The organism is Leucobacter chromiiresistens (assembly GCF_001477055.1).
Lineage (GTDB): Bacteria > Actinomycetota > Actinomycetes > Actinomycetales > Microbacteriaceae > Leucobacter > Leucobacter chromiiresistens_A.
In genome coordinates, this window is record NZ_LDRK01000009.1 from 52,049 (window position 1) to 69,225 (window position 17,177).

Below are 17,177 nucleotides of genomic sequence, written 5' to 3' on the forward strand. Positions count from 1 at the left end.
TGACGAGCCCCGTCGCGCGCGCCGCCCCGAGTGTGGTGGACTCTCGGCATGAGCATTCCCCGCCTCCTCGACCACATCGTCATCGCCGGACCCGACCTGCCCGAACTCGTGGACTGGTTCGCCCGGCGCACCGGCGTCACCGCGGTTCCGGGCGGCGCGCACCCGACCGGAACCGCGAACGCGCTCGTCGCCCTCACCGTGGGCGGCGCCCGGGGGCCGCAGTACATCGAGCTGATCGGTCCGGATCCGGATCGCGACGACGCGGCGCTCCCCACCACGTTCGGCATCGACGCGCTCGACGGCCCCAGCGTGCAGGCGTACGCGGTGCATCCCGCCGACATCGACGCCGCCGTCGCGCGAGCCCGCGCGCATGGATTCGATCCCGGCGACGTCTGGGAGCTGTCGCGACGCACCCCGGCGGGAGACCTCCTCGAGTGGCGGCTGACGGGGGCCTCCGCGGATCGCCTCGACGTCCCGTTCCTGATCGACTGGGGCGCGACGCCGCAGCCGGGCACCGGCGACCTGCCGGCCATCGAGCTCGTCTCGTTCGTGCGCGAGGAGACCGACCCAGCGGCGCTGCAGCACGCGCTCGACGCACTCGGCCTCGGCGACGGGGCGGCCGGCCTCGTCGCGGGGGCGCGAGCCCGCTATCGCCTGGCACTGCGACGCGCCGACGGCGACATCGTCGAGTTCTGAGGGGCGGAGCGGTGACCGACTTCCACGACGTCTACCTCGACTACCAGCGACGAGCGCGGACCCCGCCGGAACCTCCGGCCGACGGGCCCTCGCGCTTCGACGGTGCGGGGGAGGAGGCCCGCGCGCGGCTCTCGCGGTCGGTGCACGCCCTGCAGCCCGAACTCGAGGCGCTGGCGACCCGGCTCTTCGCGGCGCCCGAGCTCGGGTTCGCCGAGCACCGCTCGGTGCGAGCCGTCGCCGACGTGCTGCTCGCGCACGGCATCGACACCGAGGTGGGCGTCCACGGCCTCGATACGGCGCTCCGGGCCAGTATCGGCACGGGAGCGGGGCCGCACTTCGCGATCCTCGCCGAGTACGATGCGCTACCCGGCATCGGCCACGCGTGCGGCCACAACCTCATCGCGGCCATCGCCGTCGGCGCGTTCCTCGGCGCAGCGCCGATCGTGCGCGAACTCGGCGGCACCCTCACGCTGCTCGGCACGCCCGCGGAGGAGAACGGGGGCGGCAAGGAGCTTCTGCTGCGCGCCGGCGCATTCGACGAGGTGCACGCGGCCGCGATGGTGCACCCGGCGGCGGGATCGCGCGTCTCCCCGATCTGGGGGGAGCGCACCACCGGGGTGCGCCGGGTGGCCGTGACCTACCGGGGGCGCGCGGCGCACGCCGCCGGCGAGCCCTGGCTCGGCGTCAACGCGCTCGACGCGGTCGTCACCGCATACCAGTCGGTGGCGCAGCTGCGCCAGCACATCCTCCCGATCGACCGGGTGCACGGGATCATCACGGACGGCGGCGCCGCGCCCAACATCGTGCCCGAGCGGGCGGCGGCGCTCTTCTACGTGCGATCCGGCGAGATCGATACCCTCCGGGTGCTCACCGAGCGCGTCGTCGATGCGCTGGAGGGCGCTGCGCGAGCGACCGGCACGACCGCCGAGATCGAGGTGGACCCGGTGCCGCCGTACCTGCCGCTCGAGCCGAACGTCGCACTCATGCGCCGCTGGGCGGACGCGCTCGGCGACCGCGGGCGGGTGACGCCGCCGCCGCCGGCCGTGCCCGCGCAGGCCGGACCCTCCACCGACATGGGGAACGTGACGCAGTTCATCCCCGCGATCCACCCGTCGATCGGCCTGGGCGGGCCCGACGACGTGCACCCGCACCACGCCGCCTTCGCCGAGTGGACGGTGCAGCCGGCGGCGTTCGCGGCGATGGGCGATGCGGCGGCCGCCCTCGGCGCGGTGGCCGTCGACTATCTCGCCGACGCCGAGCTGCGCGCCGCGGTCGACGCCGAGTTCGCGGCCCGCGGAGGGCGGTACCGCTGGGAGGGGTGAGGCCCGGCTCAGGGGCGCAGGCGCTGCGCGACCTCGTCGAGCACGCGATCGGGGGATGCGGCGGCATCGTAGACCGCGACGAGCACCCGGGTCTCCTCCTGCGGGCCGTCGCCGCCGTCGAGCCAGCGCCGGTACAGGCCCGTCAGGTCGCGCAGATCGCGGGTCAGCGCCGATGCCGCGTCGTCGATGCGCCCCCGCAGCCACGCCCGCAGCGACGCATTGTGTGCGGCGACGAGCGATGCGCCGAGGGTGGATGCCGCCCAGGCCGGCGTTCCCGGCTGCTGCACCTCCCGGATGTAGCGCGTGAACACCCGCTCGTAGCGGTGCGTGATCACGAGTTCGCGGTCGCGGAGCGCGGGGGTGACGCGCATGAGCTCGAAGCGCAGGCGGGCCGCCTCCGGATCCCTGAGGAGCAGGCGCAGCACATCGGTGGTCGCGGTCACGAGCGCCTCGGTCGGGGCGAGGGAAGTCTCGTCGAGCGCGGCCTCCAGGCGGGCGAGCGCGAGGTCGTGGTCCGCGAAGACGACGTCGTCCTTGCTGCCGAACCGGCGGAAGAACGTGCTGCGGCTCATGCCCACCGCCGCTGCGAGCGCCTCGGCGGTAGTCGCCTCGTAACCGCGCTCGGCGAGATGGCGGATCGCCGCGGTGGAGCTCTCGGGCGGGGGTGCGGAGGCGCGCGCTGACATGCCCCGAAACTAGCACAGCGCGGCCCATGTGGGACGCGGTTCCACCGCTTTCGGCGAGTCAGCGAGTCGCAGAGGTGGACCAGAGTGTCGCAGACTGCTTGACGTGACACCGCGTGTCAGGCATGCTCGGTGCAGGTGCGGCGGCGCGAGCCCGCCGCGGGAAGGAACCGATGTCGAGGTCCACGATCGTCAGCCAGGGAACCGCCGAACCCGAATACTCGCTCTGGGAGCCGCTGGACCCCGATGTGTCGGGAGTCTTCCGCGGCGTCTCCGGCGAGGATCTCGCCTACCGCGACCGCGCTCGGGCATTCGTGCAGGAGGAGGTGCGCCCCGTCATCGCGGGGATCTGGGATCGCGCCGAGTACCCGCTCGATCTCGCGCGCCGTCTCGGCGAACTCGATCTGCTGCGCGACGGCATCGATGTGCCGGGGTTCCCCGAGCAGAGCCTGCTGGCGGCGAGCCTCACGATGATGGAGCTGGCGCGCGGCGACGGATCGATCGCCACGATCGTCGGCGTGCAGGGCGGTCTCGCGCTGCGCTCGATCGCCCTCTGCGGCTCCCCGGCGCAGCACGAGCGATGGTTCGAACCGCTGGCGCGCGGTACCGAGCTCGGCGCGTTCGCACTCACGGAGCCGACGCACGGATCCGACTCCGTGAGCCTCGAGACGAGCGCCGTGCGCGACGGGGACGAGTACGTGATCCGCGGACACAAGAAATGGATCGGATCGGGCAGCGTCGGCGAGATCTCCGTGGTCTGGGCGCGCGGCGAAGACGGCCAGGTGCAGGGATTCCTCGTGCCGCAGAGCTCGGACGGCTATCGGGCGACCACGATCGAGGGCAAGGTCTCGCTCCGGGCCATCTGGCAGGCGCACATCGAGCTCGACGGCGTGCGCGTTCCCGAGAGTGCGCGCATGCCGAAGGCCAACAGCTTCGCCGACACGGCCCGAGTGCTCCAGGCGACCCGGCTCGGGGTCGCCTGGTCGGCGCTCGGGCACGCGGTCGCGGTGTACGAGTCCGCCGTACACTACGCGCGCCAGCGGGTGCAGTTCGGGCGACCGCTCGCGGCCTCGCAGATCGTGCAGGCGCGTCTGGCCGAGATGCTGAGCGCGCTCACCTCGCTGCAGACACTGCTCATGCAGCTCACGCGAGCCGAGGAGCGCGGAGAGCTCTCGGGTCCGGGCGCATCCCTCGGCAAGTACACCGCGACGCGCACGGCACGGGATCTCGCCCGCAACGCGCGCGATCTGCTCGGCGGCAACGGCATCCTGCTCGAGAATCGCGTCGCTCGGCACTTCGCCGACATCGAGGCCCTGCACACCTACGAGGGCACGGAGACCGTGCAGGCGCTCATCATCGGTCGCGACATCACCGGGCTCTCGGCGTTCGCCTGACTGTGACCGTGCGCGAGAGCGCGATTCAGCACATCGCTACTGGGGCGGACGGCACGAATCGCGCTCTCGGCGTGCGCCCGACCTCGGGCGTGCGCCCGCTCTCGGCGTGCGCCCGTTCTCGGCGTGCGCTCGCTCTCGGCGTGCGCCCGACCGCGGTGCTCGGGGCTCAGGGGCCCGAGGACTCGGCCTCCGGCCCGAGAGCGCCCGAGTCGAGTGCGAGCCAGAGAAGCGCGCGGTCGGTGGGGGCGTCGACTCGCACGTCGAGATCCCGCTCGGCGGCGTCGAGGCGGCTGCGCAGCGTCTGCCGGTGGACGCCGAGCCCGGCCGCGGCGCGCTCGATGGCCCCGTTGACCGCGAGATAGGCGTGCAGCGCATTCCGTGTGCGCTCCGCGCGGGCGGGACCGAGCAGGTCGAGACGCCGCCGCCATTCGGCGAACACCGGCGCGGGCTCCGCCGTGCCGATCGCCGTTCCATAGGTCTCGCGCCGCGTCAGCTCGTCGTACGTGAGGGTCCTGGCCGCGCGCTCGCGCGTGCCCCGGTGCGCGCGCGCCGCTTCGGTGCGCAGCCTGGGGAGGTCGCCCGCAGGCGCCGTGCGGCTGATGCCCGCGCGCCAGTTCGCGAGGTTGCCGGTCTCGTTCGCGAGGAATCGCTCGACGACGGGCTGCACCTCCCCGTGATCGGCGCCCGCGAGCACGACGACGAACTCGGAGCCGAACGTGCAGAGCAGCGGTACCACGGTGAGCTCGGCGCCGCTCCAGGCGTTCGCGAGGTGGGCCTTGAGCAGCAGACCGGCGGCGGGATCCTTCGCGCTGCGCACCTCCGGGTCGGGCGAGGGGGCGAGATGCACGACCGTGCATCGGGTGCTCGACCCGAGCAGGAGATCGAACAGCCGCGTCGGGTCGTCGAGGCGGCCTGCGAGAGCGTCGGCGAGCACCCGCTCGCGGAACGAGACCGCCGTGAGCTCGCCCGCGTCGGCGTCGCGCTCGCCGTCGATGAAGAGCGCGATCGACCCGATCATCCCCTGCTCCAGCGGCGTGCAGCGCCGCATCCGCGTCACCGCGATCGGCGCCCCGGCGGTGCTCGCGATGTGCACGAACCGGGAGCCGAGGGAGACGCTCGACGATCGCCGACCCGATGCGGCGTGTCGGGAGAGCTCGCCCGCGATCGCGTCGAGCTCGCCCTCGCCGAGGGCCGATCCGACGGCGACCGGCTCGCCGCCGCGGCCGTGCCGCACGACGGACGCGTCGAGTTCCTCGGCGAGCGTCTCGAGGGCCTCGGCGTCGAGCGCTTCGCCGGTCGACGCCGCGAGACGCTGCTGCATGTCGAGGAGGCGCTGCACCTGGCTCAGCTGCGACTCGGCGATGCGGGCGGAGACGTGCTCGGCGATGGCGATGTACGGGATGTCGAGCGGTACGCGCAGCAGCGGCACCTCGTGCGCCGCGGCCGCGACGAGCCAGGCGTCGGGGATCTCCTGCACGGTGAGGCCCACCCCGAATCCGACACCGGCGACGCCGTGGTCGCGCAGCCGGCGGAAGAGCTCGTCGAGCGACTCCGGGGTGCGCTCGACGAGGCCCGTCGTCAGCAGCAGCACACCGCGGGTGAGCCAGGGGCTCGGGTCGGTGACCTCCGCAACGTGCACCCAGGTGACGGCTCGGCTCAGCCATTCGTGGCCGACGACGCAGGTGAGGTCGAGCTCGCGCGCGGAGACGAGGTCGGCGAGCGTCGGGTGGGGCGCCGGGCGGCGTGCGGGCATGGGTCCTCCTGAGCCGGAGCCCCGGCACCCTCGAATCACTGCAATGGTGAGTGTATCAGCGGAGATTCGCGCTGAGCGCGATTGCGGCCGTTTCGCACGGCCACGATGCTGGAACCTCACCGATTCGCGACAACCGGGAGGGATCATGGCGGACGCAGCACGCTCATTCGAGATCATCGGAGCACCGTTCGACGGCGCCGCGACGCTCGGCTACCCGGGCTCCCGGTACGCGCCCGATCGCATCCGGCAGCAGCTCGGCTGGATCACGCAGCGCGTCGAGGCGGGAGCGGTGTTCTCGCTCGAGACCGGCGCGCTCCACGATGCGCCGCAGATCATCGACGGCGGCGACGCGCACGTCGTGGGGCACGATCTCCACGCCACCCTCGCGCACACGAGTGCGCGCGTCACTGAGAGCGTGCGATCGGGCAACGTGCCGATCCTCCTCGGCGGCGACGACTGCTTCCTCTTCGCGGGCTCGAAGGGGCTCCACGACGCCACCGAGGGGACGGTCGGGGTGATCCACTTCGACGCGCACCTCGACGTGATGGATCGCAACGAGCAGCAGGGCACCCACAGCCAGTCGAGCGGCATGCGCCGATCACTGGAGCTCGAGCGGGCGCGCACCGAGCACAGCATTCAGGTGGGGCTGCGCCACTTCAACTTCCCGTCGTCGCACGATTACCTGGAGCGGTCGGGTCTGGCGCGCATCACGGCGACGGAGTTCGACGCGATCGGCACCGCCGCGGCCGTGGAGCGCATCCTCGCGCGCACCGACGGCGCCGATCACGTCCACCTCAGCTTCGACATCGACGCGATCGACCCGGCGCACGCTCCCGGGGCGGGGGCGCTCGAACCGGGAGGGCTCACGTCGCGGCAGGCGATCGACACGATCATGGCGCTCGCGCCCCACTGCGACTCCTTCGCCGTGACCGAGGTCAACCCGATGACGGACCACCAGGACATGACGGCGACGCTCGCCGCATATCTCTGCTACTACTTCGCGGTCTTCGGGCGACGTCGCGCCGAGGGCTGAACACCCCGGGCGGTCGACGACGCGCGCCCGGTACCGCAAGACGAACACAGGAGTGAGACGATGACGGAAGATCAGCAGTCGGGGGCCGCCGCGCTCGACACCGGCGTGGTGAACATCGTGCGCAAGCGCGAGCTGGGCCGGGCGGTGCGCGGCACGTTCGTGGGCAATGTCATGGAGTGGTACGACGTGGGCGTCTTCGGCTACCTCGTCGTCACGCTCGGCCCGGTGTTCCTGCCGGAGGCGAACCCCGCCACCCAGGTCATCTTCATGCTGGGCACGTTCGCGAGCACCTATCTCTTCAGGCCGCTCGGCGGGCTCTTCTTCGGTTGGCTCGGCGACAAGATCGGGCGCAAGCGGGTGCTGTTCCTCACTCTCACGACGGTCGCGCTCGCGACCTTCCTCATCGGTCTCCTGCCCGGGTACGCGACCATCGGCATCGCCGCAGCGGTGCTGCTCATCCTCCTGAAGATCGTGCAGGGGTTCTCCGCGGGCGGCGAGTTCACGAGCGCGGTGACCTTCATCAGCGAGTCGGCTCCCGACCGCAAGCGCGGCTTCTACGCCGCCTTCCTCGATGCGGGCAGCTATCTCGGGTTCGTGCTGGGAGCGGCCATCGTCACGGCGCTGCAGATCGGGTTCGGTCAGCAGGCGATGGTCGACGGCCTGTGGCGCACCCCCTTCCTCATCGCCGGTCCGCTCGGGTTCATCGCGATCTACCTCCGCATGCGCGTCGAGGAGTCGCCGCACTTCGCAGCCCTTCTCGCCGAGGAGGCGTCGCAGGGGCGCACCGGCGGGCGCGCGCGCCCCGCGCTGCGAGTGAACCCGCTCCGCGTGTTCGTCGCGAACTGGAAGCCCATGCTGCTCGTGGTGCTGCTCGTCGCCGCGGCGAACTCCGCGGGTTACGCCTTCACGTCGTACATGCCGACGTACCTCTCGACGGTGCTCGAGCACGACGCCGTGCAGGGCAACCTCTTCTCGCTGCCGCTGATGCTGCTCATGGCGGTCTGCATGCCGCTGGTCGGCATGCTCTCCGACCGCGTGGGGCGCAAGCCGATGCTGTTGGCGGCCTCCATCTGGGTGATCGTGCTCAGCGTGCCCGCGTTCCGCCTCATCGGGGGCGCGCAGCCGTTCGGCATCGTGTGCGGTCTCGCGCTGATCGGGCTGCCGGTCGCCCTCTACATGGGCACGCTGGCCTCGACGTACCCCGCGCTCTTCACGACGCGCTCCCGCAACACGAGTCTCGGCGTCTCGTACAACGTCTCGATCGCGCTCTTCGGCGGCACCGCGCCGCTCGTCATCGATTCGCTGATCCGCCTGACGGGCGATCCGCTGGCCGCGGCGTACTACCTGATCGGCATGTCGGTCGTGGGCCTCGTCGCCGTGTGCTTCGTGCCCGAGAGCGCGGGCAAGCCGCTCGCGGGATCGGAGCCGAACGTCGAGACGGAGCTCGAGGCGCATCGCATCCACACCGCGAGCATCGCGATCACCGACGCGCGGTGACGGGCGGGGGACCACCGACGCGCGGTGACGGGCGGGGGACCACCGACGCGCGGTGACGGGCGCCGCGCGCGGGTCGGCGGTCAGACGGCGGCTTCGATGCCCGGCAGCAGCTTGCCGAGGATCGCTCCGAGCTGCTCGCGCTCCGCGGCGTCGAGCGGCTCCAGCACGAGCTCGCGGATCTGGGCGACGTGGGCCGGCGCGGCCGCCCGCAGCGCCGCGAGGCCCTCGGGGGTGAGGTGCGCGGATCGGGCGCGGCGGTCGTCGCCGCACGCCGAGCGCTCGACCCAGCCGCGTTCGCCGAGCGCATCGAGCGCGTGGCTGAGACGCGATCGGCTCAACCCCGCGACGCGGGCGATCTCCGACATCGGCGGTCGCGCCTCCCCGGGGCGCGCGAGCATCACGAGGATCGCGTAGTGCGCGTGGTTGATGCCGGTGCGGTCGCGGAGGGTGCGGTCGAGCGCCTGGGGGAGGAGCTGCGCGAGTCTGATGACGGGGAGCCAGGTGCGCATCTCGTCGTCGCCCAACCGGCGCTCCGTGCCGGTCGGAGTCGGCTCATGGTTCACGCGGCCGAGAGGTCGAGGGTGTGCGCGGTGCGGTCGCGCTTCGCCTCGAGGTAGGTGCGGTTCGATCCGGTGAGGTGCACCCCCGTGGCCACTCGCTCGGCGACCGCGATGCCGAGGGCGCCGAGCTGGAGGGCCTTGTCGGGGTTGTTGCTCAGCAGGCGCACCCGGGCGACGTCGAGCGCTGCGAGCATCTGCGCGGCGGCGGTGTAGTCGCGCTCGTCCTCCCCGCGGCCCAGGGCGACGTTGGCCGCGTACGTGTCGAGACCGGTGTCTTGCAGCGCGTATGCGTCGAGCTTCGCGTAGAGTCCGATCCCGCGGCCCTCCTGCCGCAGGTAGAGCAGGAAGCCGCCCTCGGCGGAGATGCGCTCGACGGCCTCCCGCAGCTGCGGCCCGCAGTCGCAGCGCTCGGAGCCGAAGACGTCTCCGGTGAGGCACTCGCTGTGGAGTCGCACGAGGGGAGCGGGCGGTGCGCTCGCGGGTGCGCTCGCCGCAGCGGTCGGGGTGGCGACCGCGATGCTGCGCGGCCAATCGCCGAGCCCGAGCAGCAGGTGCTCCTCGCCGTCGGCCAGGCCGTCGAAGGTGAACACGTCGGCCTCCGCCGTGTACCCGTCGGGGAAGCGGAGGGGCACGCGCACCCGGGTGCGCACCGTCGCGGCGGTGGGAGCGCTCGTCGAGCCGCCGGTATGTGAATTTTCAACCATGCGGGGTGCAACGCGGCTGGGCCCCCGCTATTCCCGGGGGCTGCCGCGCGCGGGACACGGGCGGCAGCCTCCGACGCTCACTCGCGGTCGAGCGGGTGCGGCACGGTGGGAACGACCCCGGTGAGGGGGCGCCCCTCGCGGATCAGCCGGCGCTTGCGGACCTGCCACAGCACGGTGAGGATCGCGAACCAGACGGGTGCGGCGAGGATCGACGGCCGCGTGTCGTCGCCGTAGAGGAGCGTCGCCGCGATGAACGCGAAGAAGGCGAGCACCAGCCACGGGGCGACCCGCGACAGCGGCATCGTGAACCCCGACGCCGCGTGGCGATCCGGGTGCCGTCTGCGGTAGACGATGTAGCTCACGACGATCGACCCCCAGGTGAACAGGATGAGGGTCGCGCACATCGAGGAGACGAAGGTGAATGCGGCGATGACGCCGTCGCCGGCGAACAGCAGCGGGATCGCCGCGAAGAGGAAGACGCAGGTGAAGAAGACGGAGCGCTTCGGAACGCCGTTGGCGTCGGTCAACGCGAACTTCGCGGGCGCGTGGCCGTCTTTCGCGAGCCCGAAGAGCATGCGCGTGCCCGAGTACAGACCCGAGTTCGCGCTCGACGCGGCGGAGGTGAGCACCACGAGCTGGATCACGACCGCGGCGAGCCCGAAGCCGGCGGTCGCGAGCGTCGCCACGAAGGGGCTCTCATCGGGGGAGATCTCGTTCCAGGGGGTGACGGCCATGATCACCGCGAGGGCGCCGATGTAGAAGATCAGGATGCGCACGACGATCGAGTTGATGGCCTTCGGCAGGTTCTTCCGCGGATTCTCCGTCTCGGCGGCGGCCGTGCCGACGAGTTCGACGCCGATGAACGAGAAGATGCCCATCTGGAACCCGAGCACGAAGCCGCTGAGACCCATCGGGAACACGCCGCCGTGCTCCCAGAGGTTCGCGATCGACGCCGTCGTGCCGTCGGGCGACTGGAACTGCGTCGCCATGAGGATCACACCGACGGCGATGAGGCCGAGGATCGCGACGATTTTAATGATCGCGAACCAGAACTCGGTCTCGCCGAAGAACTTCACGGGCTGCAGGTTCAGCAGGGTGAGCACGACCGCCGTGACGAGCGCGGGCACCCAGGCCGGGATGTTCGGGTTGAACCACTGCACGTACGCGGTGATGGCGACGATGTCGGCGACGCACGCGATCACCCACGAGAACCAGTAGTTCCACGAGACGAAGAACCCGGCCCACGGCCCCAGCATGTCCTTCGCGATGTCGCCGAAGGTCTTGTAGTGCAGGTTCGAGAGCAGCAGCTCGCCGAGCGCTCGCATGACGAAGAAGACGAAGAATCCGATCACGAGGTACACCAGGATGATCGAGGGCCCCGAGACGCTGATGAGCTTGCCCGAACCGAGGAACAGGCCCGTGCCGATCGACCCGCCGATGGCAATGAGCTGCAGATGGCGGTTCTTCAGACCGCGCTGCATGCCGCCGTCGGGCTCGGCTGCGGTGGCGCTGTGCTCTGCCGGGTGCTGCGGGGCCCCGGTTCCGGTTCTGGTCATGACACTCCTGTGTGTGCTGCGCGTCGCACGAGTCGACGCGGGTATGGGTGGGGGTGGGCGGTCGCCGTCACGCCACGACGCGGAAGGCGTCGAGGGCCGGATCGGCGGCGCCGCGCACGTACCCGGCCGGGCTGGCCGCGGTGGCGCGCAGGAAGGAGACGACCTCAGCCGAGAGTACCTCTCCCGGGAGCACGTTGGGCACGCCCGGGGGGTACGCCGCCAGGGCGTCGGCGGAGACGCGGCCCACGGCGTCCGCCGCGGAGACGACTTCGACGCCGCTGAAGAAGGCTTCGCCGAGGCCCATCGCGCGTTCGCACTGGGCGGGGAGGGCGATGGGGCGCTCGGGCTCGGTGTCGGCCTCGGGCAGCGCCTGCAGGGCCTCGAGGAACCGGTCGACGTCGATCGCCGACGTCGCCCCGACGAGGGCGAGCAGCGCGGCGGGCGTGGAGAGCTCGCAGTAGACCCGGTGGTCGCGCAGCAGCAGGTGCTGGGCGTCGCCGCCCGTGATGCCGGCGCCCCGCGTGTCGATCGCGATCTTGAGCGGATCGTTCGCGATCGCGTCGGCGCGGGCGAGCACGTCGGGCGTGGCGTCGCGGTACCGGCGGTCGGCCCGGATCGCGCCGCGGATCGCCTGCGCCGCGTCGATCGCCCGCCCGACGAGGTCGGGGCGGGTGGCGATGTGCATGCGGGCCTCGTCGAGGGAGGCGAGCAGGAGGGCGCTGCTCGACGTCGACTGGAACGAGCGCACGACGCGGTCGACGAGCGATTCGAGCGCCGCGGCGTGCGGTCCGTGGCCGAGGTGCAGCATCGCCGACTGAGTCAGCGAGCCGGCCGCCTTGTGCGTACTCGAGATCACGAGGTCGGCGCCCAGGCGGGCGGCGTTGACGGGGAGCTCGGGGTGCATGCCGAAGTGCGACCCCCACGCCTCGTCGACGATGAGCGGGACGCCGTGGTCGTGGGCCACGCGGGCGATCGCCGCGATGTCGGCCACGGCCCCGAAGTAGCTCGGCGACACGAGGTACACCGACGCGCTCCCGGGGTGCTCCGCGAGCGCATCGGCGACCTGCTGGGCGGTGACGCCGTGCGAGGCGCCGAGCCCCACGTCGACGGAGCCGTGCACGAAGTGCGGCTCGAGCCCGACGTGCGTGGCGCCGTCGATCACGCTCGAGTGCACGCTGCGCTGCATGACGACCTCGGCGCCGAGCGCCCGGGCCACCGTCGTGGCGACGTGGTTGCCGCCGGAGGCGCCGTTCGTGATGAACCAGGTGCGGCTCGCGCCCCATGCCTCCGCGGCGAGCTGCTGCGCGCGCATCAGCGGGGTCACGCGGCCCGGCGTGGTGAGGTGCCAGGTCTCCTGATCGACGCCGCTGAAGAGCACGGGGAAATCGATGCGCATGGCGTCGGCGCCGACGAGCGCGGCGACGCCGGGCGCGTTCTCCACGACGCCGTGGTGCGCGGGCACGTGCAAGCGCTGCCAGTCCTGCTGCGCGAGCGAGCGCAGGGCGTCGACGTACGGGGTGTGCTGCTGGCGGGCAGCGGCGGCGGACACGGCGGAGGCGGTGGGGGCCGCGTCGCCGCGGCTGAGAGATTCGAGCACGCCCCTCACCATAGGCACACGCGCCCCCCTGCGGAATATCAAGTATTCGCACTGATTGACATAGTGTCTATGAGGTGATGACCCTCCAGCAGTTCCGCGTGCTCCTCGCCGTGCGCCAGCACGGCAGCCTCACCCGCGCCGCAGACGCGCTCCACTACGGCGTGCCCACCGTCACCCACCACCTGCGCGCACTCGAATCGCACCTCGGGGCGGCGCTCGTCACCCGCGACCGGGGCGGGGCGCGGCTCACCGAGCTGGGCGAGCTGTTCGCCGACGAGGTGGCGCCCGTGCTCACCCGTATCGAGCGCGCGGAGCGCGCCGTGCTGGAGCTGCGCGACGCGGGAGCGGTGACCCTCAGGGTGGGCACGTTCTCGTCGATGGGCTCCCGCCTCATCCCCGCCGCCATCGCCGAGCTGCGGGAGCGCAGCGCCGTGCGCGTGGAGGTGGTCGAAGCCGAACCCACCGAGGTGGTGCGCCTCGTGCGAGCGGGCGATGTGCACGCCGGGCTCATCTACCACGTGTCGACGGAGCCCGGCTTCGTCGGCACCGATCTGGTGCAGCGCTCCCTGTTCTCCGAGCCGTACCGGGTGCTCATCGCGAAGCGCAGCCCGCTCGCGAATCGCGAAACGCTCGACTTCGCCGACCTCGCCGAGGCCGCCTGGGTGTGCAGCCGCAGCGAAGACGAGGCCTCCGACCGGGTGCTGCGGCGCGTGTACCAGTCGCTCGGGCTCCCCATGCGAGAACTCATGCGCACCGACGACCTCTACATGATCCACGGGCTCGTCGCCGAAGGGCTCGGGTGCGCGCTCACCACGAGCGCCGCCGTCGACGCCGACTTCGACGTGGTGCTGCGCCCCGCGAAGCAGGACCTGGGGGAGCGTCGCGTATCCTTCGTGACGCGACGCGGGCCGATGCCGGCGGCCGTCGGCTGGCTCGGGGAGATTCTCGAGCGCCTCACCGCAGCACGGCGCTGACTGCGGCGCTCAGAGGCCGAGCCCGCGCAGCGCTGCGCTCACGCACTCCTGCGCCTCCTCGGCGGTGAGCTGCCCGGTGAGCCAGCGGCCCGAGAGGCCCTCGACGAGGGCGGTCAGGATCAGCGCCGTCGCGGCCGGGTCGAGATCGCTCCCGCGATCCCGCACCGCCTCGGCGACGAGCTGCTGCACCGTCTGCTGCCAGGTCGCGGTCGATCGGGCCACGGCGACGGCCTGAGCCGGCTCGAACACGGCGAGCGCGCGCAACTCGTTCCAGGCCGTCGAGCCCGCGCGCACCTCGGGTTCCGCGCCGAACTCGGAACTGAGCAGTGCGCTCAGGCGCGCCGACGCCGTGGCGGGCTCGGGGGACCGGCGCGCGCGATCCTCCGCCCGCTCGGTGACGTGATCGAGGGCCGCCTGCAGCAGCCCGTTCCGGTCGCCGAAGTGGTACGCGAGGAGACCGATCGAGACGCCGGCCGCGCTCGCCACGTCGTGCATGCGGAACCCGCGGATGCCCGACCGGGCGATGGTCTGCTCGCACGCGGTGAGGATGCGTTCGCGTGCGTCGTTCGACACATCGACTCCTTCGGATCGCGCGTCCGCTTGACAGGGACGCGGCGGCAACTGAAACTGTTTTCAGGATAGGCGCTCGACCGGGCGCCGACAAGCGCGAGCCCCGCACCGCGGCGCAGGAAACGAGGATGTGCATGAACGCGACGACCACGCCCTTCGAACTCATGGAGGCGTCGATCGCCGACGTGCTCGACGCCCTCTCCCGTGGCGTCATCACCAGCACCTGGCTGACCGAGCGCTACCTCGCCCGGATCGACGCCTACGACCGCGGCGACGACGGCCTCAACGCGGTCGTCGTGCGCAACCCCCACGCGCTGCGCGACGCCGCCGAATCCGACCGGCGCTGGCGCGACGGCCTCGCCCGCCCCCTCGAGGGCGTGCCGTTCACCGTCAAGGACTCCTACATGGTCGAGGGCCTCACCGTCGCCTCCGGATCCCCCGCCTTCGAGCACCTCGTCGCGCAGTGGGACGCCTTCACCGTCGCGCGGCTGCGCGAAGCCGGCGCGGTGCTCATCGGCAAGACGAACATGCCCCCGATGGCCGATGGCGGTATGCAGCGCGGCGTCTACGGGCGCGCGGAGAGCCCCTACAACCCGAAGTACCTCGCCGCAGCCTACGCATCGGGATCCTCGAACGGATCCGGCGTCTCGACGGCCGCGAACTTCGCCGTGTTCGGGATGGGCGAGGAGACCGTCTCATCGGGCCGCAGCCCCGCTTCGAACAACGGCCTCTGCGCCTACACTCCCTCCTGGGGAGTGCTCAGCATCCGCGGCAACTGGCCCCTCTTCCCCGCCCGCGACGTCGTCGTGCCGCACACCCGGTCGATGCCCGACATGCTGCGCGTGCTCGACGTGCTCGTGCAGGACGACCCCGTCACCCGCGGCGACTTCTGGCGCAACCAGAACGTCGTCGATCTGCCGAGCGCGAGCGAGCACCGGCCTGCCAGCTATCTCGACCTGCACGATCCCGACGCCCTGCGCGGCAAGCGCTTCGCCGTGCCGGCGATGTACCTCGGCGAAGACCCCGCATTCCCGATCGACGTGCGGCCCTCGGTGCTCGCCCGCTTCGCCGAGGCCCGCGCCCGTCTCGAGGCGCTCGGCGCCGAACTCGTCGTCACCGGCTTCCCGCTCATCGAGCAGTACGAGGGCGACCGGCCGGGGCAGGAGAACGTGGCGGCGCTCGGCGTGCTGCCCGAGGGCTGGATGGACACCGAGTTCAACCACTTCCTCGCGTTCGGGTGGGACGACTTCCTGCGGGCGAACGGCGACCCGAGCATCCCGAACCTCGGCGCCGTCGACCCCGACACGATCTTCCCGCAGCCGCCCGGCGCGCTGCCCGATCGCTACGAAGAGGTCGAGGACTACGAGAACCGCTACCGCGCCACCGTCGCGATGGCGCAGCAGGGCATCTCCGACCCGCGCGATCGGGGCGACTTCGCCGACGGGCTCCGCGCCCTCGTGCAGCTGCGTGAGCAGCTCTTCGAGGACTGGCTGCGCCAGTACGGGTTCGACGGCGTCGTGTTCCCGGCGAACGCCGACGTGGGAGCCTGGAACGCCGACGTCGACCAGGAGGCGGCGGATCGCGCCTGGGCCAACGGCGTCTTCTTCTCGAACGGCAACTACGCCCTGCGGCACCTCGGCATCCCCACCGTGACCGCCGCCATGGGCATGATGGACGACATCGGCATGCCGATCGGCATCACGTTCGCCGGACGCGCGTACTCCGACCCCGAGCTGCTGAGCTACGCCGCCGCCTTCGAAGCGGGCGGCAGCGGCACGCTCCGCGTCGCGCCGGCGTCGACGCCCGCGCTGCCCGAGGACCGCGTCGGCTGAGGGCGGACCTCGCCGGGCGGGGCCGGTCTCGGCTCCGCTCGGGCGCAGCCCGGGCAGGCATCGGCGCAGCCCGGCTCGGCCCTGGCGCTACCCGGCGTCGGCGTCGCTCTCGGCCGCGTCGAGCGGCTCGGAGAGCGGCACGTACCGGTCGACGCTGAGCGCGAGCCGGCGCAGCAGCACCCCCAGGCGGTCGCGCTCCGACTTCGGGATGCCGCTCAGCAGCCGCTCCTCCGAGTCGGTGAGCCGCGTGATCGCGGCGTCGACGAGCGTGAGGCCGCGCGGCATCATCTCCACCAGCACCCCCCGCCCGTCGTTGGGGTCGGTGAGGCGCCGCACGAGCTCCCGCTCCGCCATGCGGTCGATGCGGTTCGTCATCGTGCCGCTCGACACCATCGTCTGCTGGCCGAGCACCTTCGGGCTCTGACGGAACGGCTCGCCGCTGCGGCGGAGGGCCGCGAGCACGTCGAACTCCCACGACATGAGACCGGAGCGCTCGAACGCGTGGGCGCGCGCACGGTCGATGTGCTTCGTCACCCGCCACATGCGCGAGAAGATCGCGAGCGGTGCGAAATCGAGATCCGGGCGCGCTGCCTCCCAGTCCGCGATGATCCGGTCGACCTCGTCTTCGTGTTTCATCTCTCCATTATCGAGCCAGAGCGGCGGAGCGCGCGATTCGGCCTGGTGCGGCCCGGCTCGGAGCCGTGGCACACTAGTAGTCGTGCCGAAATCGGCATGGTCCGCCTTGGTGTAATGGCAGCACGACAGCCTTTGGAGCTGTGAGGTCCAGGTTCGAGTCCTGGGGGCGGAGCGATGGAACGAAGCATCGCTTCGGGACGTCGCTCCGCGCGGGGCTCACCAGCCCCGCGGATGCCGGGTAGCGCAGCTACGCTGTGTGTCGGGAGCGATGGAACGAAGCATCGCTTCGGGACGTCGCTCCGCGCGGGGCTCACCAGCCCCGCGGATGCCGGGTAGCGCAGCTACGCTGTGTGTCGGGAGCGATGGAACG

General features: G+C 72.0%; 15 protein-coding genes and 1 tRNA gene. 8 read left to right on the top strand and 8 right to left on the bottom strand.

Features of this window, described 5'->3' with window-relative positions:
* Window positions 1-48: 48 nt before the first annotated feature.
* Together NS354_RS01380 and NS354_RS01385 are read left to right on the top strand one after the other, a co-directional pair.
* Entirely contained in the window at window positions 49-696 is a 648-nt protein-coding gene (locus tag NS354_RS01380) for a VOC family protein (protein ID WP_058592862.1), read from the top strand.
* 11 nt (window positions 697-707) lie between these two features.
* Window positions 708-2,018, top strand: a complete 1,311-nt coding sequence (locus NS354_RS01385; protein WP_193750680.1) for an amidohydrolase — start codon at window positions 708-710, stop codon at window positions 2,016-2,018.
* Between the two features lie 8 nt (window positions 2,019-2,026).
* Here the strand turns inward: NS354_RS01385 and NS354_RS01390 are convergent, their stop codons facing one another.
* Complete coding sequence (locus NS354_RS01390) at window positions 2,027-2,704, bottom strand: TetR/AcrR family transcriptional regulator (RefSeq protein WP_058592832.1); 678 nt, start codon at window positions 2,702-2,704, stop codon at window positions 2,027-2,029.
* 170 nt (window positions 2,705-2,874) lie between these two features.
* Between NS354_RS01390 and NS354_RS01395 the strand changes: the two genes are divergently transcribed.
* Window positions 2,875-4,095: an acyl-CoA dehydrogenase family protein gene (locus NS354_RS01395; protein WP_058592833.1), complete on the top strand. Its 1,221-nt coding sequence runs from the start codon at window positions 2,875-2,877 to the stop codon at window positions 4,093-4,095.
* A 166-nt stretch (window positions 4,096-4,261) separates the two neighbouring features.
* Here NS354_RS01395 and NS354_RS01400 read toward each other — a convergent pair whose 3' ends face one another.
* The gene (locus tag NS354_RS01400; protein ID WP_058592834.1) at window positions 4,262-5,848 is read right to left on the bottom strand and encodes a PucR family transcriptional regulator; all 1,587 of its coding nucleotides are present in this window, start codon (window positions 5,846-5,848) and stop codon (window positions 4,262-4,264) included.
* A 145-nt stretch (window positions 5,849-5,993) separates the two neighbouring features.
* Here NS354_RS01400 and NS354_RS01405 point away from each other — a divergent pair, with 145 nt between their 5' ends.
* Both NS354_RS01405 and NS354_RS01410 read left to right on the top strand, forming a co-directional pair.
* Window positions 5,994-6,881 (top strand): arginase family protein, encoded by an 888-nt coding sequence (locus NS354_RS01405; RefSeq protein WP_058592835.1) that lies wholly within the window; start codon window positions 5,994-5,996, stop codon window positions 6,879-6,881.
* A gap of 60 nt (window positions 6,882-6,941) precedes the next feature.
* Window positions 6,942-8,378 (top strand): MFS transporter, encoded by a 1,437-nt coding sequence (locus NS354_RS01410; RefSeq protein WP_058592836.1) that lies wholly within the window; start codon window positions 6,942-6,944, stop codon window positions 8,376-8,378.
* A gap of 80 nt (window positions 8,379-8,458) precedes the next feature.
* Here NS354_RS01410 and NS354_RS01415 read toward each other — a convergent pair whose 3' ends face one another.
* From NS354_RS01415 to NS354_RS13865, 4 genes are all read right to left on the bottom strand, one after another.
* Window positions 8,459-8,941, bottom strand: coding sequence for a MarR family winged helix-turn-helix transcriptional regulator (locus NS354_RS01415; protein ID WP_241490293.1), 483 nt, complete (start codon window positions 8,939-8,941; stop codon window positions 8,459-8,461).
* Window positions 8,938-9,642 (bottom strand): GTP cyclohydrolase II, encoded by a 705-nt coding sequence (locus tag NS354_RS01420; RefSeq protein WP_058592837.1) that lies wholly within the window; start codon window positions 9,640-9,642, stop codon window positions 8,938-8,940. The genes NS354_RS01415 and NS354_RS01420 overlap by 4 nt, the downstream gene beginning before the upstream one ends.
* Window positions 9,643-9,719: 77 nt before the next feature.
* On the bottom strand, window positions 9,720-11,198 hold the full coding sequence (locus NS354_RS01425; protein WP_058592838.1) for an amino acid permease: 1,479 nt from the start codon (window positions 11,196-11,198) through the stop codon (window positions 9,720-9,722).
* 67 nt (window positions 11,199-11,265) lie between these two features.
* Window positions 11,266-12,795 (bottom strand): aminotransferase class I/II-fold pyridoxal phosphate-dependent enzyme, encoded by a 1,530-nt coding sequence (locus tag NS354_RS13865; RefSeq protein ID WP_058592865.1) that lies wholly within the window; start codon window positions 12,793-12,795, stop codon window positions 11,266-11,268.
* A 77-nt stretch (window positions 12,796-12,872) separates the two neighbouring features.
* Between NS354_RS13865 and NS354_RS01435 the strand changes: the two genes are divergently transcribed.
* Window positions 12,873-13,769, top strand: a complete 897-nt coding sequence (locus tag NS354_RS01435) for a LysR family transcriptional regulator (protein WP_058592839.1) — start codon at window positions 12,873-12,875, stop codon at window positions 13,767-13,769.
* 9 nt (window positions 13,770-13,778) lie between these two features.
* On the opposite strand, the gene NS354_RS01440 is transcribed toward NS354_RS01435, so the two are convergent.
* Complete coding sequence (locus NS354_RS01440) at window positions 13,779-14,342, bottom strand: TetR/AcrR family transcriptional regulator (RefSeq protein WP_058592840.1); 564 nt, start codon at window positions 14,340-14,342, stop codon at window positions 13,779-13,781.
* 131 nt (window positions 14,343-14,473) lie between these two features.
* On the opposite strand from NS354_RS01440, the gene NS354_RS01445 reads away from it, so the two are divergent.
* Entirely contained in the window at window positions 14,474-16,171 is a 1,698-nt protein-coding gene (locus NS354_RS01445) for an amidase (RefSeq protein WP_058592841.1), read from the top strand.
* A gap of 87 nt (window positions 16,172-16,258) precedes the next feature.
* Here the strand turns inward: NS354_RS01445 and NS354_RS01450 are convergent, their stop codons facing one another.
* Complete coding sequence (locus NS354_RS01450) at window positions 16,259-16,807, bottom strand: MarR family winged helix-turn-helix transcriptional regulator (RefSeq protein ID WP_058592842.1); 549 nt, start codon at window positions 16,805-16,807, stop codon at window positions 16,259-16,261.
* Between the two features lie 100 nt (window positions 16,808-16,907).
* Here NS354_RS01450 and NS354_RS01455 point away from each other — a divergent pair.
* Window positions 16,908-16,979, top strand: a tRNA-Gln gene (locus NS354_RS01455).
* Window positions 16,980-17,177: the final 198 nt, after the last annotated feature.

What these genes read in the sequence shown, in the direction of transcription:
- NS354_RS01380 (WP_058592862.1), top strand. Translation starts at nt 49, where the DNA reads ATGAGCATTCCCCGCCTCCTCGACCACATCGTCATCGCCGGACCCGAC.
- NS354_RS01390 (WP_058592832.1), bottom strand. Translation starts at nt 2,704, where the DNA reads ATGTCAGCGCGCGCCTCCGCACCCCCGCCCGAGAGCTCCACCGCGGCG.
- NS354_RS01395 (WP_058592833.1), top strand. Translation starts at nt 2,875, where the DNA reads ATGTCGAGGTCCACGATCGTCAGCCAGGGAACCGCCGAACCCGAATAC.
- NS354_RS01400 (WP_058592834.1), bottom strand. Translation starts at nt 5,848, where the DNA reads ATGCCCGCACGCCGCCCGGCGCCCCACCCGACGCTCGCCGACCTCGTC.
- NS354_RS01405 (WP_058592835.1), top strand. Translation starts at nt 5,994, where the DNA reads ATGGCGGACGCAGCACGCTCATTCGAGATCATCGGAGCACCGTTCGAC.
- NS354_RS01410 (WP_058592836.1), top strand. Translation starts at nt 6,942, where the DNA reads ATGACGGAAGATCAGCAGTCGGGGGCCGCCGCGCTCGACACCGGCGTG.
- NS354_RS01420 (WP_058592837.1), bottom strand. Translation starts at nt 9,642, where the DNA reads ATGGTTGAAAATTCACATACCGGCGGCTCGACGAGCGCTCCCACCGCC.
- NS354_RS01425 (WP_058592838.1), bottom strand. Translation starts at nt 11,198, where the DNA reads ATGACCAGAACCGGAACCGGGGCCCCGCAGCACCCGGCAGAGCACAGC.
- NS354_RS01435 (WP_058592839.1), top strand. Translation starts at nt 12,873, where the DNA reads ATGACCCTCCAGCAGTTCCGCGTGCTCCTCGCCGTGCGCCAGCACGGC.
- NS354_RS01445 (WP_058592841.1), top strand. Translation starts at nt 14,474, where the DNA reads ATGAACGCGACGACCACGCCCTTCGAACTCATGGAGGCGTCGATCGCC.
- NS354_RS01450 (WP_058592842.1), bottom strand. Translation starts at nt 16,807, where the DNA reads ATGAAACACGAAGACGAGGTCGACCGGATCATCGCGGACTGGGAGGCA.